Origin of the sequence: Embleya sp. NPDC059237 (assembly GCF_042754105.1) — a bacterium.
In the GTDB taxonomy this organism is placed as follows: Bacteria; Actinomycetota; Actinomycetes; order Streptomycetales; family Streptomycetaceae; genus Embleya.
In genome coordinates this window covers 397,958-420,502 of sequence record NZ_JBHZAE010000009.1, presented here as the reverse complement: position 1 = coordinate 420,502, position 22,545 = coordinate 397,958, and the positions used below count along the sequence as shown (strand labels likewise).

The window sequence follows — 22,545 nt, the reverse complement described above, 5'->3', positions numbered from 1 at the left end:
GAGCGGGGGCGGCGCGGAGCGGGGGCGGCGACCGCGCCCGTTGGGCGTCGGTCGCCGGAGTTGTGTGCTGGAGCGGGAGTTGCCGCCTCGACACCGGGACTGCGGGCCCGGCGCGAGAGTTGCCGTCCGGACACCGCAACGGCCGACCCGACACGAGAGTTGCCGTCCGATGCCGGAGTTGCTGCCCGGGGGGTTGGTTATGGGGGTCAGAGGCGTTTCGACTCGGTCCAGGCGGGAGTTGCCGCTCCGACACCGGGACTGCGGGCCGGACACGTGAGTTGCCGCTCCGACACCGCAACCGCCGGCCCGGCGTGAGAGTTGCCGTTCGGACGTCGGAGTTGTCGGCGGGTGGGGTTGGGTTGTGGGGGTCAGAGGGGGTTCGACTCGGTCCAGGCTGTGGTCAGGCGGGTGGTCACCTGGTGTAGGACCTCCGGGTCGAAGGCGAAGGGGACGCGTACGAAGGTGTCGTGGGTGCCGGTGGCGTCCATGGCGGCGCCCGGGACGACCTCGACGCCGTGGCGCAGGGCGATCTGGGCGAAGATTCGGGCGTCGGTGCCGGGTGGGAGTTCGATCCACAACACCGAACCGCCGGTCGGCGAGTGTACGCGCCACGTCGGCAACGCCTCGGCGAACAGTCGCCGCGCGGTGTCGAGTCGGGCCCGGCGCAGCGCCGCGCGCGAGGCACTCAGGGCGGGCAGTTCGGGGAGCAGCCGGGCCGCCAGTGCCTGGTCGAGCAGCGGCGTGCTCAGGTCGGACCCGGCCTTGAGCCGGGCCAGCGGTTCGATCACCGTGCGCGGCGCGCGTACCCAGCCGATCCGCAACCCGCTCCAGACCGCCTTGGACAACGACCCCACGGTGAGGATCGACCCGCCCACGGCATGGGCCGCGATCGGCGCCGGCACCTCGCCGGGAGCGGCGGCGGCCGCGTGCGCGCTGTCCTCCAGGACGGTGACCCGGTGCTCGGCGGCCAGTTCGGCGATCCGGCGGCGGCGCGAGGCGGACATCAGCACGCCGGTCGGGTTGTGGTAGGTCGGCATCACGAACAACAGCGCGGGGCGATGCTCGGCGAGCGCGCGGGCGAGCAGGTCGATCCGCAGGCCCTCCTCGTCGAGGCCGACCGCGACCAGCCGGGCGCCCGCCGCCCGGAACGTGTCGATGCAGCCCGGCCAACTCGGCGACTCGATCACCACGCACGCCCCCGGGCGCACGAACAGCCGGGTGGCGAGCACGATCGCCTGGGTCGCACCGGTGGTGACCAGGACCTGGTCCGGCCCGGTCGGCAACCCCTGCGCCGTGTGGTGCGCGGCGATCGCGGCCCGGAGCGCGGGGAGGCCGGCCGGGTGGTAGCCGGTGTCCCGGAGCAGCCCGGGCAGGTCCTCCCGAACCAGGTCCAGCAACGCCGCCGCCAGATCGGGCCCGTCGGCGTCGGCCGCGTGCCCCAGCGAGATCACCTCACCCGGCCCGGAGACCATCCGCTGCACCAGCGCCGTCGCCTGCCCACCCGGCACCCGTCCGTCCCCGGCGGCGGCCGGCACCTCGGGCCGGAGCGCCACGCTGGTTCCGCTCCCCCGCCGACTCTCCACCAGCCGGTCCGTCCGCAGCGAGTCGTACGCGGCGACCACCGTCGCCCGACTCACCGCCAGCGCCTTCGCCAACCGCCGCTCGGCCGGCAACCGCGCCCCGGCGGCCAACGCCCCGTCCGCGATCAGCCGCGCCGTGGCCCGGGCCAGCCCCCGGTAGAGCACCCCTTCCCCCACCGTCCAGTCCCCGAGCAACTCGACCAACTCCGCCGGCTCGACCACGGACCGCACCGAAGGCCCGGTCACGGGACGGCCCGCAACCACGGGCCGCACGGAGGGCGCAGAGCCGGCGGCCCGGGCGGCCCGCCCCGCGCGGACAGCGCGAACCGGCGGAGCGGACACACCGGAACGACCAGGCCGGCCGGGCGCGTCGGAGCATGCGAACCGCGCAGCCCCATCACCTCCGCCGGGCTGCGCAACGACGGACGAGGGACGCACGGGCCGAGCAGCCCCGCCGAACCGCGTGGCGGGCGCAGCGGACGCGGACCGCTCGGACCGCGTAGCGGGCGCCCCTGGCGGCGACTGCGGGAGTGGCGCGGGCGGCGGGGGCGGCGAGAGCTGCGGGGGCGCAAAGGCCGCACCGGCCGTGCGGGTTCCGCCACCCGTCCCGACTCCGGCGACCCGACCCGCTCGGCTTCGTCATTCCTGTCGGCTCCCTCGATCCCGTCAACCCCTCCAACCACCGCGCCCCGCCGACCCCTTCGACCCCCGCCGCCATCAACCCAGCGCCCCCTCGCACCCCTCGCCCCGGCCACGCCGCCCGCCCCACCACGTCCACCGGCCCGACCCGCCCGCCTCCATCGGCCCCCAGCACCCCCGCATCCGGCCCGGTCCACCTCCGTCCGCATTGGCCCGGTACGAACGCGCGTCGGGTGGCCAGGCTGGTCCGGTCACAGCAGCGCACAGTACTGGAGCAGCACATGAGTTCGGCCCGCCCCCTGGACGCCCGTCTCGCCGCGATTTGCGACGCGTCCGTGTTCGCCGCGCGGGAGAGCGCCGGTCGACACGAGTACGACGGCACCCTCCAGGACCTCTCCCCCGCCAGCGTACGCCGCGCCGTGGCCGCGCTCGGCGGACCACCCGGAACGAACGCCTACCCCGACCCCTACGACGAGGCCCTCGCTCGCGCGGCCGAGGAGGCGTTGCGGGTACGGCTGGACGAGTTGGCGCTGTACCGGACCAATCCGATCTGGCACATCGACAACCTCGACCTGTCCGGCTACGACCGCGACTACGCCCCCGCCGACGAGCGCGCGACCGCGCGACGGGCGCACCTGGCGGGCTGGCCGGACGGCGTCGACGCGGCGATCGAGGCGCTGGACCGGGTGCCCGCCCCGCTGGCCGCGGCCACCCTCCCGCTCGCCCGCGGCCTGGCGGATTTCGTCACGCCGGGCACGGACGCGGTACACGACGCCGCGCGGGCCGCCCTGGACCGCTTCGTCGACCACCTCGAACACGCCCGCCGGCACGGCCCGCCGTCGGCCGCGCTCGGCGGCGCCGCACTGGCCCGCCTGCTCGGTTCCACCGAGGCCGTCGATCTGGACCCGGACACCATGACCACCCGCGTCGACGCCGAACGCGACCGGCTGCGCACGATGCGCGACGAGGCCTGCCGTCGGCTCGACCCGCACGCCGAACCCTCCGCCACCATTGCTGCGCTCCAGGCCGACCACCCCGACACCGACCGGGTCATCCCGGAGTTCCGGGCCCTGGTCGAGGACGCCGTGGCGTGGGCCGCAGCGCACGACCTCGTCCCCGACCACGACGTCCGCGTCGAGGTGTTGCCCATGCCCGACGCGCAACGCCGCTCCCTGGCCGGCGCGACCTGGGCCGCCGCGAACGAGGCGGACGCGCCCGGCCGCTTCCACGTCAGCCTCCCGCTCCCCGGCTGGTCCACGACCGAGCGCGACCAGTGGCTGCGTACCGGCTTCAGCCGCAACCTGATGGCCAACATGGTGGTGCACGAGGTGGCCCCGGGACACCTCAGCCACGGCCGCGCCATGCGCCGCGCCGGCAGCGCGGTTCGGCGCACCGTGCTCTCCGAGGTCTTCATCGAGGGATGGGCGCACTACTGCGAGGAGATGGCCCTGGAGGAGGGCTTCCGCACCGATCCGGCGTTCGCGATCGCCGTCGCGCAGGACGCGCTGCGCCGGGTCACCCGCTTCGCCTGCGCGATCGGCCTGCACACCGGCGCGATGACGGTCGAGGACGCGGCCCACAGGTTCACCGAGGACGTGGCACTCGCCGGCCCCGCCGCCCTGCACGAGGCCCGGCGCGGCCTGTTCGACCCCACCTACGGCCGGTACACGTGGGGCAAGTTCGCCGTCCTTGACCTGCGCGAACGGGCCCGCGCCCGCTGGGGATCGGCGTTCACCCTGCCCCGCTTCCACGCCGCGATGCTGAGCCTGGGCGCACCCCCGCTCGGCCTCCTGGACGCCGCCCTCGATCGAGGCTGACCACTCGGCCGACCCCGTCCCCACCCACCCGGCGCACACCGATTCGCCCCCCGCGAACCGGAGTGCGTCGGACACCCATCCACAACAGTTGCTATATTGCGCAACTATAGAAACAAGAATCGAGGCCGATCACTTCGCCTCGACCGAACCACCGGGACGAGGCCGCGCGATGTCGGGAAGTCACAGGTCGGGCGCCAGGCCCGAGTCGGGGCCGCAACCCGGGATATCCACCGCGTCACCTCGCACCCGCCACCCCCGCCGCACCCGCAGGCGCCGCCGACTCGGCGGCATCACCCTCGCCCTCGTCGTCCTCCTGGTGGCCGGCGCCGGCTGGATCTATCTCCGGCTCAACGGCAACATCCGGACCTTCTCCGCCGACGGCGTCTCCCCCGACCGCCCCGAGGAGACCGGCGGCCGGAACGTGCTGGTGATCGGCTCCGACTCGCGCGCCGGCGGCAACGACGCGTACGGCGGCGGACAGGGCGACGTCGGCCGCTCGGACACCGCGTTCCTCCTGCACGTGTACGCCGACCGCAGACACGCGGTGGCCGTCTCGATCCCGCGCGACGCGCTCGTGGAGATACCCCCGTGCCGACTGCCCGACGGCTCCTGGACCGGACCCGAAACCAACACCATGTTCAACGCGGCCTTCTCCGTGGGCGACACCACCCGGGGCAATCCGGCCTGTACGCAGAACACCGTCGAGAAGCTGACCGGCCTGCGCGTCGACCACACCGTCGTGATCGACTTCGCCGGCTTCGCCCGGATGACCTCGGCGGTCGGCGGCGTGGACGTCTGCGTACCCACCGACGTCTACGCGGGCGACCTGAACCCCAACCTCCACGCTCGCGGCGAACTGCTGTTCGCCAAGGGCCGTCAGACCGTTTCCGGCCAAAAGGCGCTCGACTACGTACGCATCCGGCACGGCCTCGGCGACGGCTCCGACATCGGCCGCATCCGTCGCCAACAGGCGTTCGTCGCCGCGCTGATCACCCGGGTCAAGGGCAAGGGCCTCGATCCCACGACCCTGTTCCCGCTCGCCGACGCGGCCACCAAGGCGCTGACCGTCGACCCCGGGCTCGGTTCGGTACAGAAGCTGACCTCGTTCGCGATGTCCCTGCGCGACATCGACCTGCACAACACCAAGTTCGTCACGGTGCCGTGGCGTTACCAGGGCGAACGGGTCGCGATCGTCCGCCCCCGGGCAGACATCCTGTGGAGTGCGCTGCGCGCCGACCGCACCGTCGACGGCGAGGACGCGGGCGGCAAGTCCCCGGACCCCACCGTCACACTCGGCCGCACCTTCGCCACCGAACCACCCCCGACCACCAAACCCAACAAGCCCACCGAGCCCACCACCACCTCGACGCCCGCACCCCCACCGGCATCGGTCGTCGACAAGGTCCGCTCCGCCGACGACGACCCGTGCTCCAACCTCTCCTTCGGCTGAGCCCCGAGCCCCGAGCCCTGGGCCTCAACCCCCGTTTCCCACTTGCCCAACCGTCGAATCCCGCCCGCCGAGTCACACTTTCGCCCCGACCCACGTCATATAGCCGAGGACGCGCGGCCCGGACCGCTCCGGGACATCCACCCGGCTCGCACCGGCCGCCGCGCCGCGCACCGCGGATCGAGGACGAGAGGGACGTCGCGCATGAGCGCAGGGGGCATCAGCGCAGAGGGTAACGGCGCGGGCAGCGAGGGCGCGGCGAGCAGCGGCGCAGGAGGCAACGGCGCCGGGCCGCACGCCGGTTCGGCCAAGGGCGGGGAGAACACCCGACTCCCCGTCCCGGACGGCCCGGGCGTCCGGTTCGCCGACGCCATCGACAGCCGACTGGGCATTTACGGCGCGACCAAGAGACACCTGCGCAAGGTCTTTCCGGACCACTGGACGTTCATGCTCGGCGAGATCGCCCTGTACAGCTTCATCGTGCTGCTGCTGACCGGTGTCTTCCTCACGCTGTTCTTCAAGCCGAGCATGACCGAGGTCGTCTACGACGGCTCCTACGTGCCGCTCCAGGGCATCCACATGTCCCAGGCGTACGCCTCGACCCTCGACATCAGCTTCGACACGCGCGGCGGCCTGATGATCCGTCAGGTCCACCACTGGGCCGCGCTGATCTTCATCGCCGCGCTGTTCGTGCACATGTTCCGGATCTTCTTCACCGGTGCGTTCCGCAAGCCCCGGGACCTCAACTGGCTGTTCGGCTTCCTGCTGCTGGTGCTGGCCATGGTCAACGGCTTCACCGGCTACTCACTCCCCGACGACCTGCTCTCCGGCACGGGTCTGCGGATCGCCGAGGGGGTCTGTCTGGCCATCCCGCTCGTCGGTACCTACCTGCAATTCTTCCTGTTCGGCGGGGAGTTCCCGGGCGACGACATCGTGCCGCGCCTGTTCACGATCCACGTCTTGCTGATCCCGGCGATCATGGTCGGCCTGGTCACGGTGCACCTGACCCTGGTCTGGTACCAAAAGCACACCCAGTTCGTCGGCCCGGGCCGGACCGAGAAGAACGTGGTCGGCGCGCCGTTCATGCCGGTCTACGCGGCCAAGGCGGGCGGCTTCTTCTTCCTGGTCTTCGGCGTCACCGCGCTCCTGGGCGGTCTGGTGCAGATCAACCCGATCTGGTCCTACGGCCCCTACAACCCCGGCCAGATCACCGCCGGTTCGCAACCCGACTGGTACATCGGCTTCATCGAGGGCGCCCTGCGCATCATGCCCAACTGGGAGTGGAACCTCTGGGGCCACACGCTCAGCTTCAACGTGCTGATCCCGTCCCTGATCATCCCGGGCGTGTTGTTCACCTTCATCGCCGCGTACCCGTGGGTGGAGAGCTGGATCACCGGCGACAAGCGCGAACACCACATCCTGGACCGGCCGCGCAACATGCCGGTCCGCACCGGTCTGGGCGTCGGCTGGATCGTCGCCTATGGCGTGTTGTGGATCTGCGGCGGCAACGACGTGATCGCCACCCGCTTCCACCTGTCGATCAACACCATCACCTGGATCGGCCGCTTCGCGTTCCTGATCGCCCCGGTCCTCGCCTACCTGGCCACCGTACGCATCTGCAAGGGCCTCCAGCGCCGCGACCGGGACAAGGTCCTGCACGGCCGCGAGACGGGTGTGCTCAAAAAGCTCCCGCACGGCGAGTACATCGAGGTCCACGAACCGCTCGACCCCGCACTGCGGCACAGCCTCACCGCGCATGAGCAGCCCAGGCCGTACACCCTGGTCCCGGCCGTGGACGAGAACGGCGTGGCCCGCCGGGTCACCCGCTCGCAGAAGTTGCGGGTGCGGATGTCGCACTGGTACTTCGCCGAGCCGATCGCCAAGGCCACCCCCGAGGAGTTCCGGGAACTCACCGAGGGGCCCGAGCACCACCACGAACACTCCTGACCGGCGGGGGCGGCCCCTCCCGCAGGCCGCCCCCGCGCACCCTCGCCGCCCACACCGCTCACACCGCCGCCCCGAGGAGATCCGGCATGCCCTCGACCGTCCCGTCCCGTTCGCATCGCGGCCGTACCGCCGACGGTCCGCGCCCCGATCCGCTGCTCATCCACGCGGTCCACCACGCGCTGCGCCGGGACCTGGCCGACCTGGTCGAATGGGCGCGGACCTGCGTGCCGGTGGCCGGCCCCGGGTGGAACCGGTTCCGGAACTACCTCACCCTGCACCACCGCGCCGAGGACGCCACGCTGTGGCCGGTGCTGCGCGAGGCGTCCGGCCGAGGGTCTCCGTTGCACCGGCTGACGGCGGTGATGGCGGAGGAGCACCACCGGCTGGACGAACTGGTGACCACCATCGACGACTGCCTGACCGGACGGGGGCCGGCGAGCCGCACATTCGAATACGTGACGCAGTTGGACACCGCGCTCACCGCACACCTCGACTTCGAGGACGCGACCCTGCTCCCGTTGATCTCGATGCTGATCACACCCCATGAATGGGCCCACTTCGACGTGGCCCAGCGACAACCGCTCTACTTGGTCGAGGGCGCAGAGTTCCTGTCCTGGCTGGTAAAAGGCGTACCCGCCGATCGCGAACTCGCAATCCGCCACGTGTTCCCACCCGCCGTCCGCCTGACCCACCGCCTCCTGCGCCCGAAACACGTGCGTTGGTAGGGCGGAACGGACGCGGGCGAGGCGAGCGAAGCGCGTGCGCGCGGGCGCGAGTGAGGCGGGTGCGCGTGCGGTGCGGGCGCGGGCGCGGGTGAGGCGGGTGCAGGCGAGGCGGGTGCGCGTGCGGTGCGCGTGCGGTGCGGGTGCGGGCGCGGGCGCGGGTGAGGCGGGCGCAGGTGAGGCGGGTGCGGGTGAGGCGGGTGCGCGGGGTGGGTGAGGCGGGTGCGTTGCGCCGTTCAAGCACGGACGACCGACCCAAGCAGCGGCCGCGTGACTTGCGCGTTTGCCGAAAGCGGGGCCGGCCGCACCACTGCCCCGGCCCCGCCCGGCCGGCGGCGTGCGTGCGTCGGGGCGCTGGGCTGCCGCCTTTGCCCCGGGCGTTCGAGCGTGAAGGACCTGCGCGGTCAGCGGCCGCGGGGTTTGCCGCGTTTGCCGGTCTTGCCGGAGCCGGGGCCGCCGCGTGAGCCCCGGCCGGTCGCTCCGCCGCCGGCGCCGCCCGGCTTGCGGCGTGCGTCGGGGCGTTTGGCCGCCGCCTTCGCCGACTTGGGCTGTGGCGGGGTGGGCGTACGTCCGCGCGAGCTGTTCACCGTCCGGCCCCGGACGATCCCGATGAACTCCTCCATCAGCTCGGAGGGCTCACCCTCCGGCCAGGCCAGCGCGACCCGCGACTGCGGCACCTCGGCGGTTCCGGCGGCCTCGTCGACCGTCTCGCCGGCTCCGGCCAGCGGTCGATACGTCAGGTCCTTGCGGTGGTGCAGTCGGGCCAACGACTGCGGGACGATCAGCAACCCCACCCCGGCCGCCACCAGCTCGATCGCGTCCGCCGTGGTCGCCGGCCGCTCCTTGGCCGGCACGCCGGGTGGGCCGGCGGTCCAGTCGAGCGGGTCGTCCAGCGGGTGCAGCAGCACGAAGTCGGCCAGGTCCTCGACGGAGACCTCGTCGACCGCCGTCACGTCGTGGTCCTTGGGGACCACGACCACGGTGGTCTCGGTGTACATGGGGATCGTGTTCAGCCCGGTCCGATCCATCGGCAACCGCACCAGACCCGCGTCGGCGCCCCCGCTCCGCAGCGCCTCGGCCGCCTCGGCGGCGGTCACCGCGAGCAACGCCAGGGATACGTCGGGCAGCCGCTCGTTCCAGATCCGCACCCATTTGGCGGGGGTCACCCCCGGAACGTAGGCGAGCCGGAACGAAGAGGGTGTTTCCGCGCCTGTCACCACGTCAGGTTACCGGCCATGATCGGCGGCACCGCACACGGTCGCTACTCTTGACCCCATGACGTCGCACAAGACCACCCAGACGATGAAGCCCGCGACCGCGGCGAAGAAGCTGGGCGTATACCTCGAGGCCACCCCCGCCGAGTTCCGGGAAGGTGTCGTCTCCCGCGACGAACTGAACGCACTTCAGGCCGACCCGCCGGAGTGGCTGCGCGAGCTGCGCGCCGCCGGTCCGCACCCCCGGCCCGTGGTCGCGGCGAAGCTGGGCGTATCCATCGCCGGGCTCGCGCGCGGCGGGATCACCGAGGCGCTGACCACCGAGCAGATCGACGCGCTGAAGGAGGAGGGCCCGGAGTGGCTGCTCCACGAGCGCGCCGTCCAGGCCGACGTCCGCAAGGAAGCGGTCCGGATCAAGGAGAAGAACCAGGCCAGGGAGGCCAAGGAGCAGGAGCGACCCGCCACGCGCCCCGCCCCGGCCCGTCGCCCCCGCTCCTGACCGGGCCCGGCTGAGCCCGGCCCAACCCCCGACGGTCGCCCGGCCCGCCCGGGCGACCCGTTCCATCCTCGGCGGCCCCGTCAGCCCGGATACACCGGCGCCACCGCCGCCGTCGTCAACCGCCGGGGCGCCCCCGACCCGTCCGCCGGCAGCGCGTACAGATCAGCCCCCGTAGTCGCCCGGCAGCACGTAGACCACCGTATGCGGGTCCAACCACACCACCTGGTCGTCCACGCTGCGCGACTCGGCGAGCGCGGTCTCGACCATCGAGCGCAGATCGAGGGCGTACAGCCGCCAGGGCGCATCCGCCGACGCGCCCTCGACCCGCTTCTTGTAGACGACGGTGGTCCCGTCCGGCGACAACGACGGACATTCGACGTTGGTGTGCACCGAGGTCACCGTGCGCTCCCGCAGGTCGCCCCGGACCAGGTAGGTATGGCCCCCGGTGGCCATCGTGGCGTAGAAGACCCGGTCGTCGGCGAAGGTCCCCCCAGGCCACGTGCAGCGCGAAGTGGCCGTCGAGGAAGACCCGTTGCCGCCCGACCCGGTCGGTCGGCCCGGCGGGATGGCCAGGAGCACCGCGACTGTCCGCTACACACACGTCACGGGACCCAGACCCCGGTGATGTCGGTGGCGGATCCGGCCTGTCCGGCGTGCGAGGTGCCGTACATGTCCTCGATCGTGCGGAGCAGGTTGTAGTGGTTGTAGGTGGTGGCGCTCGAACTGCCCGCGACCACCTGCTGTCCGTACAGGACGGTCGCGATGCGGTTGCCGCTCAGCCGGTTGTCCTCGTCGAAGGTGACCACCAGGAGGCTGTTGTGCGTCTTGGCCCAGGTGGCGTACGCGCCGAGGTTGTTCTGCAACCAGGTGTCACCCGTGCTCACCGAGCAGTCGTGCATGTCGTTGCACAGGTTCGGGACCACGAAGGAAACCTTGGGCAGGGTGGTGTAGTTCGTCGGGAACTGCGCGAAGGTCTTCGCGGTGGAGGTCGGCACGTTGGAGAAGGCGAACCAGGGGTTGTGCTTGCGTGCGTACTGGCCGCTGGAGCACACGGTCGAACCCTGACTGGGCAACGACTCGTTGTAGCTCGCCCAGGTCGCGCCGACGGCGATCAGTTCCGAGCCGAGGTTGGGGGCGGAGCTGAAGCCGGGGGCGTAACAGCTGTCGTCCGTGATGCCCTGGGTGGAACCGGAGAACATCGCCAGGTAGTTGGGCTGGCTGGGGTGGGTCTCGGCGTAGAACTGGCTGAGGTTGGCGCCGCCGGTCTTCAGCGAGTTGATGTACGGCGCGTTGGAACTGCCGATGACCTGGCTGTAGCCGTGGTTCTCGAAGACCACGACGATGGTGTGATCGGGAGTGGGTATGCTGCCCGCCGCCCGCGCGGTGGGCGCGCCGGCGACGAAGGCCCAGGCGGCGACCAGCGCTGCGGCAAGCGCCGACGCGGCGCGGTTGCGGATGTGGGCGTGGGGATGGCTGCGGACGGGGTGCCTGCGTCGGGATATGGACCAGTCGGACACGGTTGTCTCCTGTGACATCGGAGTGAGTGGAATACCGCGTGCTCGATGGTGCATCCAGGATGCTAGGGAATCATCGGGTTCGCCCGGGAGCATCCCGAACGTGAAGTTCGCGCGAACGAACCACCGGCCGCCGGTCGCCAACCCGTCGATCGAATGTCGATCGAACGTCGATCACCGTGCGACGCACCCGGTCGGACCGGATACGCGGCGCCGGCGTGGGGCACGATGGCGGCGCGGAACACCGGCGCAGAACACGACGGCGGCCCGGGACACGATGGTGTCCCGGGCCGGTCGGTCGGCGGATCGGTGTGGTCAGCGGGCCTCGGCGGACAGGCCGGCGGCGGCCAGGAGGTAGGCGGTCATCGGGGCGTAGTCGCGGGCGTCGACGACGTGGTCGTCCAGCGGCACGGTCACCGTGACGGTTCCCTCGGCCTCGCCGAGGAACAGCGCCGGGTCGTTGCTGTCGGCGAACGCGACCGTGGGGATGCCCTGTTGCCCGGCACGCCCCGCCCAGCCGTGGTCGGCGACCACGAGATCGGGGCGGGGTCGGCCGCTCTCCGCGAGCGCGTCCAGGATCGCGCTCATCGGTTGCGGAGCGTGCGTGTGCCACAGGGTGGCCCCGCGCTCCAGGACCGCGACGCCACCGAACTGGCGGACGTCGCCCCAGGTTTCGTCGTCCCCCTCGGTGGTGCGCAGGTCGCGCGGGATGTCGATGACGGTGGCGCCGGCCGCGGTCAGCGACTCGGCGATGGCGCGGTGTACGTCGAGCAGGCCGCCGGGGTGGCCGGTGGCGACGAGGACGTGCAGTCGACGGGTGGCGGCGTCGCGCAGTACGGCGGCCATCCGGTCGAGGGCGGCCAGGGTCAGTTCGGGGTCGATGGTGTCCTGGCCGGTGCGGTGTGCGGGGTTCGGGTCCACGCCCGCGCGCTCGGCCATCACGGCGAGCACGTCCTCCTCGGTCTTCCAGCGGTCGCCCAGGTCCAGGCCGAGCCAAAAACGCAGGTTTCCGCGGACCAGTTCGGCGTAGTGCCGGAGGTTGACCTCTCGTGGGGTGGCGATCGGGCCCGCGATGCGGGTCGCGACCAGGTGCCGGAGCAACTCGTCGGGCGACGGTGGGATGTTCGGCGTCGTCATGCCGCCATTGTGCGCACACGACAACCACCCGGTGGCCGGCGCCCCCACCCCGGGGTCGGCGGCGCGGGTACGGGCCCGCCGGCGCGGTGATCGCGTCGGGGTCGGCGTCGGGTCTCCCGCCGGCCCGCGCCCCTGTCCCGGATCGGGCTCGTCGAATCCCGTTCACGCACACGAAATCGCGCCATAAGTCGGCTGATTCGTGACGTTCTCCTTTTGTTGCGCAGCGTGGAGACTATTGGCGCGGAACGGCGGCCCACCCGCCCCACCAGCACCGGAGGACACAGGTGCGGGCGGCGACCGGGGACGGCCGACGACCGCGAAGGTTCGTGTACTGATCTGCCCGCCTCTGCTGCAGGAAGGATCGAAATGAGCCCCGTGATGGTAGAGATCCGCGATGCCGGACCGCTCGACGTCGAGGTCGAGGAGGAACTGGTCGAGTTCGAGGACGAGACCAACCCGGAACGCCGGATCGAGTCGTGTCTGGCCGACCCGTGGGTGACCGCCACCACCCGCGTGGGGTGCGACTGGGCCTGATCGGCCCGTCGCCCGCCGAACACCGGATCCGGCCCGGAGCCCATCGATCCGGCCGCCCCGCACGGATCACGCATCCGCGCGGGGCGCGCGGTCCCGTACCGGGCACGCCGGCAGCGGACGACGCTCCCGAAGCGGGCGGGCGATCGTTCGGCGGACGGTGTGTTCGGAACCACCCGACCCGGACGGCAAGGAGCGGACGTGGGCAAGGCGCGGGCGGTCCCCGACGGATCCGTGCAGAACCTGAGTCGGCGTCTGGACACGCTGATCGCCGGCCACGATCGACGTCACCGGGCGGACTCGGTCTGGCTCCACCTGTTCGATCCGCGGATGCCTCCGCTGGACCACGGGTGGAAGCTGCACGTCTCGACCCGCCCCGAGGACTTCACCGAAACGCTGGACCTGCTGGTCCCGGTGCTGCTGCGGTACACCTGCCTGGCCAAGTTCGCGGCCGGCACCGCCGTGCTGGAGGAGATCAACGCGGGTGTCCGCGATCCCGCCCTCGTCGGCAAGGCGATCACCGTCTACCCGCGCGAGCGGGACGTGGCCGCGCTCGGCCGCGAACTCGCCGAGGTGCTGGCCGGTCGCGGCGGGCCGCGGGTGCTCGGCGACCGCCGGGTCCGCCCCGACGCCCCCGTCTATTACCGGTACGGGCCCTTCCGGGCGAGGGGCGGCGACGACGCGGCGCTGGTGATGACCGGCCCCGACGGGCAGCGCTTCCCGGGTCGGGCCACCGTGCGCTACCGGCAACCCCCTTGGGCCGCCGACCCGTTCGGCGCCGCCGCGCCCGCGCCGGGACGCACCGCCCGGCTGATCGGCGGGCGGTACCGGCTCACCGGCGGCATTGCCCGCTCCCCGCACGGCGACGTCTACCGCGCCCTCGACACCGCGACCGGCGACCGCGTCGTGGTCAAGCAGGCCCGGGCGTACGCCGGGGAGGACGGCGGCGGACTTGACGCCAGGGACCGCCTGCGGCACGAACGCGCGGTACTGGGCGCGCTGTCCGGTCTCGACGGCGTCCCCCGCGTGATCGACCACCTGCGGCACGGCGAGGACGAGTATCTGGTCACCACCGACTGCGGCCCCGGCGACCTGCGCCGCGACGTGCTCGCCCACGGCCCCTACCCGGGCGACGCCCGCTCCGGCCGGCGGATCTCCGAACTGGCCCGCCGACTGCTCGCGGTGCTCGACGGCATCCACGAACGCGGCGTGGTGGTGTGTGACCTCAAGCCGGGCAATGTGGTGTTGGACGCCGACGGGAACGCCCGGATCGTCGACTTCGGGATCAGCGCGCTGGACACCCGCCGCCCGGCCGGCGGCACCCCCGGCTACACCCTGACGCCCGATGCGGACGGCGGCTCGCCCGTCCCGGTCGACGACCTGTACGCGCTGGGCGCCACGCTGCACTACGCGCTGACCGGCCTGGACCCGGTGATCGTCGACCCCGATCCGGCGGTGAACCGGCATCGGACGCTCGCCTGCCTGGCCGCCGCGCTGCCCGGGGTCACCCATCGGCCGGTCCGGGCCATGGTGGCCGCGCTGCTCAGCCCGGATCCGGCCGAACGCTCCGCCTGCGCACGGCGGTTGCGGGCCGGGCGACCCGAACCGGTGCCCGGCCGCCGACTGCCGGCGCCACCCCGGGTCACCCCCACGCTCCTGGACGACGTGATCGGGCACACCGTCGCCGCCTGTGTCCGGGATGTCGCCGACTGGCCCGCCGCCTCGGGCCCGCGTCCCGGCTCGACGCTGACGCTGTACGTGGGCGCCGCCGGCGTCGGCCTCGAACTGCTGCACCACACCGACCGCCCGGACGTCGCCGGCGCCGTCGCGCGCCTCGCCCACCGCACCGCGGCCCACCCCGAACTGGGCAAACTCTCCGACACGTTGTACACCGGCCGCACCGGCGTCGACCTCTTCCTCCGGGGCGCCGCCGACCTGCCGGGCGGTGCGCCGGCCCCGAACACGCCGACCGCGGCGAGGCCCTACGACGACACCGGCGACCAGATCGGCGGCGCGGCCGGCGGCGGTACCGGGCACCTGCTGCTGGCCGCGGCGGCGCGGGCGGCGGGCGACCCGGAGCGGGCGGGCGTCCACCTGGCCGCCGCCGCGGCGTGCGCCGGCATGCTGCCGGCCCGGCACGGCGAGCCCGAACCCGACGAACTCGGGCTGCCCCCGGCCTCCTCCCGCGCGGCCTACGCCCACGGGTTCGCGCACGGCCGGGCCGGCATCGTGTACTTCCTCGACGCCTACCGACGCACCGACCCCGACGCGGGGCCGGCCGTACACGCCGCCGCCCGGGAGGGTCTGGCCGACCTCGCCGCGCGCACCCCCGACCTGCTCGCCTCGGCCGCCCTGCCCGGCGCCGCCCGGAACTTCGGGTCCTGGTGCCGCGGCATGGCCGGTATCGGTACGACGCTGATCGCCGCCGGAGCCGCGGATCGGGACCCGAAGCTGCTCGAACTCGGCCTGCGTTGCGCCCGGTTGTGCCATTCCCTCGCCCCGCGGATGAGCCTGGTGTCCCAGTGTTGCGGTCTGTCCGGCATCGGCGAACTGCTCGTGGACGCCGCCGTCGCGACCGGCGACGACGAACTGTGGCGGGCCGCCGAGGATGTGATCGGCCTGATCCTGGCCCGCAGCGGCGGCACCACCCGCCGCCCCCTGCTCCCGGACAACACCCGCGCCGCGTCGAGCCCGGCGTGGGGCACGGGCAGCGCGGGTGTGCTCTCCTTCCTCCGACGGGTGCAACAACGCGGCGGGCGGCGATTGTTGGCTCCGCCGACGGGCCCCTGAGCGGCGCGTTTGGTGGTGGCCTCCGGCTCGGGGTGGGCCCGAACCCACCCCGAAGGTGGGCGTTGGCCGGAGTGCTCGGGGGCGGCTCGGCCGGCTGGCGTCCGGGTATGCGATTTGCTCAGAGCGCACTACAACACCGAGAGTTGCGCCCGTACGCTGAGCGCACACGACGCCGACGTGCGGGTGCCCGATCTTGGCGACATCGGGCACTATCCGTCCGGGATCGGCTCGGCGCCGCGCATCCTGGCGTGGTTCGCCGACCACACGTAGCTCGGCTCGGCCGCCCCGGCGACGGCGGGTTCAGCGCCGGACCAGGGCGGCCTGCGCGGCGGACAGCAGGGCCACGCGTAGTTGCTCCAGGTCGTCGAGAGGACCGTTTCGGCGCAGCTCGGCGACGAACGCGCGGGCCGCGTCGGTCACTTCGGCCGGCCCCTCCAACTGGAGTGCGCCGAACGCCCGTTGCAACGCGGGCAGGTCGTCGTGGCCCCCGGTGTTGGTGCGGCGGGTCAGGATCACCGTCTCGGCCGCTTCGAGGAAGCGCAGGTAGGTCTGGCGGCGGACGTCCGTCAGTCGCTCCGCGCGCTGTTCGTCCAGCGTGGTGCGGACGGTCTCCAGGAGGGCATCGGCCTGCCGGTCGCCCGCGTGCCGGGCCGCGTCGGCCTGACGCATCCCGGCGCTGCGGGCGAACCAGCCGGTGATCAAGCCACCGGCGAGCGCCGACCCGGCCGCGAGCAGCGCGATTCCCCACTCACTCATGGATCACATTGTGACCGGCAGCCCCACCGGCCGCAGGCGGATTCCCCGATCCCTTGCCCGCGCCGTACCCGCATCCGGGCGCACCCGGCGGCCCCGCGTCGTGGTCACTCCACCCGGGTGCCCTGCGCGCTGACCAGCGTCCATCCGCCGCCTCGCCCGGCCGGATCGGTGACGAAGACGTGGGTGTAGCGGCTGCGCGACATGAACGCCTCCCCCTCGAAGCGGCCGGACATCCGGGTACGCCCGATCACGATCGCCGTCGCGTCGAAGAACCGCACACTCGGCTCCTCCCCGTCCGCCCCGATCGCCTCGAACTCCAGCCGCCGCGACGCGATCAGCGAAACCAGGTCGGCCTTCAAAATCACCGACCCGGCCATGACGTCCACCAGCACGAAGTCGTCGGCCAACAATGCGTCCAGCGCGTCTTTGTCCGCTCGGACCAGTGCGTCGAAGAAGGCCAGATCCGCCCCGACCACCTCGCGCCTGTCGTGCGCGCCCACACCACTCGTCTCGGCCATCGCACCCACTCCCTCGTCGCCGTCGTCCCGCATGGGATCCCGACGCTAGACGTTGACGTCGGCGTCAACGCCAATCGGGAAACCGCGCACCGCACGTCGGCCGCACCGGGCCCGACGCGCCCCAGCGCCGTGCGCTCACGCCCGAGCCGTCGCCGAACCGCCCGTCAGCCCGTTCTCGTAGGCGGCGATGACCAGTTGGGCTCGATCCCGCGCGCCGAGTTTGGTCAGCAGTCGGCTGACGTGCGTCTTGACCGTGCCGACGGCGAGGAACAACTGCGCGGCGATCTCGGCATTGGACAGGCCGGTGGCGATCAGGTACAACACCTCGCGCTCGCGGTCGGTGACACTCTCCAGGCTCGCGAGCGGTTGCCGCCGTACGGCGGGGCGGCTGACGAACTCCTCGATCAGGCGCCGTGTCACCGGCGGCGCCAACAGCGCCTCGCCGGCGGCGATCACCCGGATCGCGGTCAGCAGTTCGGCCGGACGGGTGTCCTTGAGCAGGAATCCGCTCGCGCCCGCGCGCAACGCGCCGAACGCGTACTCGTCCAGCCCGAACGTGGTCAGGATCAGCACCCGAGGCCCGTGGGGACCGCCGTCGGCCATCACCTCGCGGGTCGCCTCGATGCCGTCGAGCAACGGCATCCGCACATCCATCAACACCACGTCGGGACGGCTCTCCCGAATCAGCCGCACCGCCTCGCGCCCGTTGCCGGCCTCGCCGACCACGGTCAACTCCGGGTCGGAGTCGATCAGTACGCCGAATCCCGCGCGCACCAGGCTCTCGTCGTCGGCGACGAACACCCGAATCGTCACGCCGTCCCCATCTCCCCCGTGCCGAACGTGCCTGCGTACGCAGGCTGTTCCTCCGGCACCGGCAACCACGCCACGACCCGGAAGCCGCCCTCGGCGCGTGGTCCGACGCTCACCCGACCACCGTATAGGGCGGCCCGCTCGCGCATCCCGATCAGCCCGTGACCGGCCGGACGGTCCCACTTGCCGGCCGAACTCTCGGGATTCGCCGTGCCGTTCGGGACGGTCGCCGCTGTCGTGGCACCCGTCCCCGGCGAGTCCGCCGATCCCTTCGACGTCACCGAACGACGGGAAGCAGCCGAAACCACCGACCCCGGCTCGGCCTGCCCCGACTCCACCCGACCCACCCCGTCGTCGACGACCTCGATCCCGATCCCGGCGTCGTCGACCGACACCGTCAACCGGGCCCGGTCGGTCCCCGCGTGTTTGGCCACGTTGGTCAGCGCCTCCTGGACGATCCGATACGCCGCCCGGTCCAGCCCGTGCGGCAGTTCGTCGAGGCCACCGCTCACCGTGGCGTCGACCCGCACCCCGGCCTGGGCGCTGCGCGCGAGCAGCCCCTCCAGGTCGGCCAGCGCGCCGGGCGAATACTCCGCCGCGTCGCCGTCCCGGAGCAGCCCCACCAGTGACCGCAGTTCGACCAGCGCCGACCGGCTGACCTCCTCGATCGCCGCCAACGCGGCGGCGGCCTGGGCCGGCCGGGTGTGAATGACGTGGTTCCCGACACCGGACTGCACCGCGATGACGCTCAGGCTGTGCGCCACCACGTCGTGCAACTCGCGGGCGATGTCCAGGCGTTCCTCGGTGACCGCACGGCGCGCCCGAGCCACCTGAGCCGCCGCCCGCTCCTCCGCCTGGCGGCGCAGGCCCTCGTTGTGCGCGCGGCCTCTGGCCGCCGCCCACCCGGAGACCCACGCGGCGAACTGCACGATGACGATCTGAAAGCCGATCATCGGTCGACCCGAAAGCTCCTGCATCACCAGGCAGGACGCCAACTCGCCCAGCAGGGAACCCCCCAGTACGAGTGCCGCCACCCGCCGCGAGCGAGCCTGTGCCCCGTAGGCGACCAGGACCGCGAGCATCCACACCGCCAGGAACCACGGTGTCGCCATCAGCGGCGGCAGCAGCACGGACGTGGCGACCATCGCGGCGAGCGGCGCGAACCGGCGCAGCACGAATGCCCCCGCGAAGAGCCAGATCGTCACGAACACCACCGGCACGGGCAGGCATCCGTGCCACGTCAACGTGGAGACACCCAACGACAGGACCACGCCCAGCGCGCCGGCGATCGCCACGTCCACGGCCACGAGCAGCCGGCGACGCGGACCCTGCTTCGGGGTGTACGCCTGCGGCGTCGTCGAGTTCACGCATCGACGCTACGCGCGCGAGCAGGACGTGACTTCTGTCTCCGGGCCACCCTTCGCATCGTCCTCAGGTCGTAGCCGCGCCCCGCCATCCCCCGCGCGACAGACCCGCCGTGGTCTGTCGCCCGCCGGACGCGCCCGGGCCCGGCGAACTGCGAGGTTCGAGAGGCCGAACCCGCGCCGCCCTCCCACCGACTTCCCCATCGAGAGGAAGTGATCCCGATCGTCACGACCGAGCACCCGTACCGCGCCGAGTCCCCGGCCTCCGCGCCCGCCCGTGAGCCGACGCGGACCGCCGGCCGGCTCCGTCGCACAGTGGGCCGCCGGCCGCGCGCCCTGCTGCTGCCGATCGCCTACGTGTTGGCCGCAGGTGTGGTCACGGCCGTCCAGACCTGGGTACTCGGGCCGGAAGACCGCGCCGCGCTGGTCGACTGGGCCTCGACCAACCTCACCAACCTCCGCGGCCGACCGATCGAGTCACTGGCCGCCTCGGCTTTCGTACTCGAACCCGAGCGCTGGTCGCGCCTCGCCGTCACCGCCCTCGCCCTGACCACACTGACCGACCGCTTCGGCAACCGCCGAGCCGCCCTGATCGCAGCCACGGGACACGTGGTGGGCACGGCAATCGGCCAGAGCCTGTTGGCAATCCGCATCGCGCTCGGCCACGCCCCACCCGACCTGCGCGGTATGCCCGACGTCGGCCCGTCCTACCTGCTGATCGCGGCACTGGCGGCGGTAGCCCTGTACGGCCGACGGCCCATGGCGCGGGTGCCGGCGATCGTCATGTCGTCCGTCGAGGGCCTGTCCTGGCTCCACGGAATCACCGATGCGGACGTCACGGCCATCGGACACCTGACCGCATTCACCACCGGCGCCCTCATCGGCGGCGTCCTGGCACTCCGGAGCCGGGCCGCTCGTGGCACCGGACCATCGGCCGAACCTTTCGATGGCTGAACCCGCCCGGCGCGGGCTCAGGGGCACGGGGGTCAGCGGTGGATGCGGCCTGTGGTGAGGGACAAGGGGCGGGTGGTGCCGCCGTGGTGGGATCGGATGATCTCGGCCAGTACCGCGATGGCGGTTTCCTGGGGGGTGCGGGCGCCCAGGTCGAGGCCGATGGGGGAGTGCAGGCGCTCCAGTTCCGCCTCGGTCATCCCCGCCTCGCGCAGTCGCAGCAGTCGGTCCTCGTGGGCGCGGCGGCTGCCCATCGCGCCCACGTAGCCGACCGGCATCCGCAACGCCCGGACCAGGACCGGCACATCGAACTTCGGGTCGTGGGTGAGTACGCAGATCGCGGTGCGCGCGTCGACCCGGGTGTCCGCCAGGTAGCGGTCCGGCCAGTCCACGACCAGCTCGTCCACGCCGGGGAAGCGGTCCGCGGTGGCGAACACCGGCCGGGCGTCGCACACGGTCACCCGGAACCCGGCGAACGCGCCCGCCCGGGCCACCGCCACCGCGTAGTCGTTGGAGCCGAACACCAGCAGGCGCGGGCGCGGCACGTGCGAGCGGACGAAGACCACCTCGTCCTGCCGCACCCCCAGCGCCTGGACCGGAACCAGCCCGTCGCCGTCCGAGCCGGCCAGCGTGGTGCGGTCGGCGTCCAGCATCGCGCGTATGGAGGCCGTCCGCGGGTCGTCCCCGTCGCCCTCGTCCGGGCCGACCAGCACCCGCGTGCCGAGTCTCTCCGGCGTGGGGGTGGAGACCACCGTCGCCACCGCGATCGGGCGGCCCTCGCGCAGCGCGGCGATCAGCTCGGGGAATTCCGGGAAGCGGCTCGGGTCGACCGGCTCGACGTACACCTCCAGGGTGCCGCCGCAGGTCAGGCCCACCATCAGCGCGTCGTCGTCGCTGATCCCGTAGGCCGCGGTGCGCGGTCGGCCGTCCTCGACGACCTCCAGGGCCAGCTCGTACACCGCCCCCTCGACGCATCCGCCCGACACGCTGCCGAGTGCCACGCCGTCGGCGGAGACGGCCATCACCGCGCCGGCGTCGCGCGGCGCGCTGCGCAGCGTGGACACCACCGTGGCCAGCGCGAAGGTGCGTCCGGTCCGATACCACGCCTCGAGGTGGTCAAGCAGTTCACGCACGGCCGATCACCGGGCCCCTCGCTCGTCGACCAGCAGTGCACACAGTTCCTCCAGGGCGGCCAGGCTGTGCCCGGCGACAAAGTCGTCAACGTACGGGAGGGCCGCGGCCATACCCGCCGCAAGGGGTTGATACCCATCCCGGGCCCGGTGCGGATTGACCCAGATCACCCGATGCGCGAGCCGGTGCAGTCGGGCCATGGCCACCGCCAGCGGCTCCGGATCGCCGCGTTCCCAGCCGTCGGAGGCGATCACCACCACGGCGCCCCGGGCCACGCCCCGCCGGCCCCAGTGGGTCAGGAACGTGTGCAACTGGTCGCCGAGCCTCGTGCCGCCGCTGAAATCGGGCACCACGGCGGATGCGGCGGCCAGCGCCCGATCCGGGTCGGTGTGGCCCAGCTCGCGACTGATCCGGGTCAGCCGAGTGCCTACGGTGAACACCTCGGTGCCCCGACGCCGGCGCACCGCGGCGTGGCCGAGCCGCAACAGCGCGTCCGCGTACGGTGCCATCGAGCCGCTGACGTCCAGGAGCAGCACCAGGCGGCGCGGTCGCACCGTGCGCGCGGCCCGGTGCAGCCGGTCCAACTCGCCGGTGCGCAGCGCGGCCCGCACGGTGCGGGTGCGGTCGATCCGGCCGTGTCGGGCCGGGCGGCGGCGCCGGGTGCGGCGGGTGGGCGCGGCCGGGCGCAGCAGCGCGAGCAGTCGGCGCAGTTCGGCGCGCGCGGCCGGGTCGAGCGAGGCGATGTCGCGCCGGCGCAGGATCTCGGTCCGGTCCGCGGCGGCCACCCGCGCCTCCCCGTCCCGCTCGTCGCCCCGCGGCGGGGCGGACGCGGTGTCCGGCACACCCACCGCGCGCTCGACGTCCACGCGCGGCCGGCGGCGGCCCGGCACGGGCTGTTCGGCGCCGAAGTACGCCGCGAACGCGGCGTCGTAGCGGGCCAGTTCCTGCGGCGCCGAGCACAGCGCGAGCCGCCCGGCCCAGTAGGTGTCCTCGCGCCGATCGGCGCCCAGTTCGGCGGCGGCGGCCAGGAACACCCGTACCCGCTCGGGATCGGCCGCGACCCCGGCGGCCCGCACCGTGCGGGCGAATCCGACCAGGACCTCCATCCCGTCCCGGCGGGTCGGCGCGTTCGCCGCGGCGCGCAGCGTGGCGGCGTCCAGGGGGCTGCGCGCGCTCAT

At 73.0% G+C, this 22,545-nt stretch carries 19 protein-coding genes and 1 pseudogene; 9 read left to right on the top strand and 11 right to left on the bottom strand.

The annotated features are described in order from the left end of the window. Positions 1-368: 368 nt before the first annotated feature. Positions 369-1,802: a PLP-dependent aminotransferase family protein gene (locus ACFXKZ_RS28460; protein ID WP_380003881.1), complete on the bottom strand. Its 1,434-nt coding sequence runs from the start codon at positions 1,800-1,802 to the stop codon at positions 369-371. Between the two features lie 698 nt (positions 1,803-2,500). Here ACFXKZ_RS28460 and ACFXKZ_RS28455 point away from each other — a divergent pair. The 4 genes from ACFXKZ_RS28455 (at position 2,501) to ACFXKZ_RS28440 (ending at position 8,155) form a co-directional block, all read left to right on the top strand. Then, positions 2,501-4,036 (top strand): DUF885 family protein, encoded by a 1,536-nt coding sequence (locus tag ACFXKZ_RS28455; RefSeq protein WP_380003880.1) that lies wholly within the window; start codon positions 2,501-2,503, stop codon positions 4,034-4,036. A gap of 169 nt (positions 4,037-4,205) precedes the next feature. Beyond that, positions 4,206-5,486, top strand: coding sequence for an LCP family protein (locus ACFXKZ_RS28450; RefSeq protein ID WP_380003879.1), 1,281 nt, complete (start codon positions 4,206-4,208; stop codon positions 5,484-5,486). A 201-nt stretch (positions 5,487-5,687) separates the two neighbouring features. After that, the gene (locus ACFXKZ_RS28445) at positions 5,688-7,430 is read left to right on the top strand and encodes a cytochrome bc complex cytochrome b subunit (RefSeq protein WP_380003878.1); all 1,743 of its coding nucleotides are present in this window, start codon (positions 5,688-5,690) and stop codon (positions 7,428-7,430) included. Positions 7,431-7,516: 86 nt separating this feature from the next. Continuing rightward, positions 7,517-8,155, top strand: coding sequence for a hemerythrin domain-containing protein (locus tag ACFXKZ_RS28440; RefSeq protein ID WP_380003877.1), 639 nt, complete (start codon positions 7,517-7,519; stop codon positions 8,153-8,155). A 401-nt stretch (positions 8,156-8,556) separates the two neighbouring features. On the opposite strand, the gene ACFXKZ_RS28435 is transcribed toward ACFXKZ_RS28440, so the two are convergent. Beyond that, the gene (locus tag ACFXKZ_RS28435; protein WP_380003876.1) at positions 8,557-9,369 is read right to left on the bottom strand and encodes a LysR family substrate-binding domain-containing protein; all 813 of its coding nucleotides are present in this window, start codon (positions 9,367-9,369) and stop codon (positions 8,557-8,559) included. A gap of 58 nt (positions 9,370-9,427) precedes the next feature. On the opposite strand from ACFXKZ_RS28435, the gene ACFXKZ_RS28430 reads away from it, so the two are divergent. Then, positions 9,428-9,865, top strand: a complete 438-nt coding sequence (locus tag ACFXKZ_RS28430; RefSeq protein WP_380003875.1) for a DUF5997 family protein — start codon at positions 9,428-9,430, stop codon at positions 9,863-9,865. Between the two features lie 80 nt (positions 9,866-9,945). Here the strand turns inward: ACFXKZ_RS28430 and ACFXKZ_RS28425 are convergent. From ACFXKZ_RS28425 to ACFXKZ_RS28415, 3 genes and pseudogenes are all read right to left on the bottom strand, one after another. Further along, a pseudogene (locus ACFXKZ_RS28425) lies at positions 9,946-10,357 on the bottom strand (TolB family protein); the annotation flags it as partial. Positions 10,358-10,467: 110 nt separating this feature from the next. Next, a complete protein-coding gene (locus ACFXKZ_RS28420; protein WP_380003874.1) occupies positions 10,468-11,400 on the bottom strand; it encodes an alkaline phosphatase family protein in 933 nt (310 codons plus the stop codon). Positions 11,401-11,694: 294 nt separating this feature from the next. Then, entirely contained in the window at positions 11,695-12,516 is an 822-nt protein-coding gene (locus ACFXKZ_RS28415; protein WP_380003873.1) for a phosphatase, read from the bottom strand. 366 nt (positions 12,517-12,882) lie between these two features. On the opposite strand from ACFXKZ_RS28415, the gene ACFXKZ_RS28410 reads away from it, so the two are divergent. The 3 genes from ACFXKZ_RS28410 (at position 12,883) to ACFXKZ_RS28400 (ending at position 16,107) form a co-directional block, all read left to right on the top strand. Beyond that, on the top strand, positions 12,883-13,050 hold the full coding sequence (locus ACFXKZ_RS28410; protein WP_380003872.1) for an SflA family class IV lanthipeptide: 168 nt from the start codon (positions 12,883-12,885) through the stop codon (positions 13,048-13,050). Positions 13,051-13,248: 198 nt separating this feature from the next. Then, positions 13,249-15,837, top strand: a complete 2,589-nt coding sequence (lanL, locus tag ACFXKZ_RS28405; protein ID WP_380003871.1) for a class IV lanthionine synthetase LanL — start codon at positions 13,249-13,251, stop codon at positions 15,835-15,837. A gap of 114 nt (positions 15,838-15,951) precedes the next feature. Beyond that, a complete protein-coding gene (locus ACFXKZ_RS28400) occupies positions 15,952-16,107 on the top strand; it encodes a hypothetical protein (RefSeq protein ID WP_380003869.1) in 156 nt (51 codons plus the stop codon). A 30-nt stretch (positions 16,108-16,137) separates the two neighbouring features. On the opposite strand, the gene ACFXKZ_RS28395 is transcribed toward ACFXKZ_RS28400, so the two are convergent. The 4 genes from ACFXKZ_RS28395 to ACFXKZ_RS28380 form a co-directional block, all read right to left on the bottom strand. Then, positions 16,138-16,593, bottom strand: a complete 456-nt coding sequence (locus tag ACFXKZ_RS28395) for a hypothetical protein (protein ID WP_380003868.1) — start codon at positions 16,591-16,593, stop codon at positions 16,138-16,140. A 104-nt stretch (positions 16,594-16,697) separates the two neighbouring features. Continuing rightward, the gene (locus ACFXKZ_RS28390) at positions 16,698-17,111 is read right to left on the bottom strand and encodes a DUF4440 domain-containing protein (protein WP_380003867.1); all 414 of its coding nucleotides are present in this window, start codon (positions 17,109-17,111) and stop codon (positions 16,698-16,700) included. A gap of 135 nt (positions 17,112-17,246) precedes the next feature. Further along, entirely contained in the window at positions 17,247-17,924 is a 678-nt protein-coding gene (locus ACFXKZ_RS28385; RefSeq protein WP_380003866.1) for a response regulator, read from the bottom strand. Next, positions 17,921-19,288, bottom strand: coding sequence for a histidine kinase (locus tag ACFXKZ_RS28380; RefSeq protein ID WP_380003865.1), 1,368 nt, complete (start codon positions 19,286-19,288; stop codon positions 17,921-17,923). The genes ACFXKZ_RS28385 and ACFXKZ_RS28380 overlap by 4 nt, the downstream gene beginning before the upstream one ends. Positions 19,289-19,498: 210 nt before the next feature. On the opposite strand from ACFXKZ_RS28380, the gene ACFXKZ_RS28375 reads away from it, so the two are divergent. Beyond that, positions 19,499-20,239 (top strand): rhomboid-like protein, encoded by a 741-nt coding sequence (locus ACFXKZ_RS28375; RefSeq protein WP_380003864.1) that lies wholly within the window; start codon positions 19,499-19,501, stop codon positions 20,237-20,239. 32 nt (positions 20,240-20,271) lie between these two features. Here the strand turns inward: ACFXKZ_RS28375 and ACFXKZ_RS28370 are convergent, their stop codons facing one another. Together ACFXKZ_RS28370 and ACFXKZ_RS28365 are read right to left on the bottom strand one after the other, a co-directional pair. Further along, a complete protein-coding gene (locus ACFXKZ_RS28370) occupies positions 20,272-21,369 on the bottom strand; it encodes an XdhC family protein (protein WP_380003863.1) in 1,098 nt (365 codons plus the stop codon). Between the two features lie 6 nt (positions 21,370-21,375). Beyond that, on the bottom strand, positions 21,376-22,545 hold the full coding sequence (locus tag ACFXKZ_RS28365; protein WP_380003862.1) for a VWA domain-containing protein: 1,170 nt from the start codon (positions 22,543-22,545) through the stop codon (positions 21,376-21,378).

Bases quoted from the DNA above. Each gene is read 5' to 3' on its own strand.
- ACFXKZ_RS28455 (WP_380003880.1), top strand. From the start codon at position 2,501: ATGAGTTCGGCCCGCCCCCTGGACGCCCGTCTCGCCGCGATTTGCGAC.
- ACFXKZ_RS28450 (WP_380003879.1), top strand. From the start codon at position 4,206: ATGTCGGGAAGTCACAGGTCGGGCGCCAGGCCCGAGTCGGGGCCGCAA.
- ACFXKZ_RS28445 (WP_380003878.1), top strand. From the start codon at position 5,688: ATGAGCGCAGGGGGCATCAGCGCAGAGGGTAACGGCGCGGGCAGCGAG.
- ACFXKZ_RS28440 (WP_380003877.1), top strand. From the start codon at position 7,517: ATGCCCTCGACCGTCCCGTCCCGTTCGCATCGCGGCCGTACCGCCGAC.
- ACFXKZ_RS28430 (WP_380003875.1), top strand. From the start codon at position 9,428: ATGACGTCGCACAAGACCACCCAGACGATGAAGCCCGCGACCGCGGCG.
- ACFXKZ_RS28420 (WP_380003874.1), bottom strand. From the start codon at position 11,400: ATGTCACAGGAGACAACCGTGTCCGACTGGTCCATATCCCGACGCAGG.
- ACFXKZ_RS28415 (WP_380003873.1), bottom strand. From the start codon at position 12,516: ATGACGACGCCGAACATCCCACCGTCGCCCGACGAGTTGCTCCGGCAC.
- ACFXKZ_RS28410 (WP_380003872.1), top strand. From the start codon at position 12,883: ATGAGCCCCGTGATGGTAGAGATCCGCGATGCCGGACCGCTCGACGTC.
- ACFXKZ_RS28395 (WP_380003868.1), bottom strand. From the start codon at position 16,593: ATGAGTGAGTGGGGAATCGCGCTGCTCGCGGCCGGGTCGGCGCTCGCC.
- ACFXKZ_RS28390 (WP_380003867.1), bottom strand. From the start codon at position 17,111: ATGGCCGAGACGAGTGGTGTGGGCGCGCACGACAGGCGCGAGGTGGTC.
- ACFXKZ_RS28365 (WP_380003862.1), bottom strand. From the start codon at position 22,545: ATGAGCGCGCGCAGCCCCCTGGACGCCGCCACGCTGCGCGCCGCGGCG.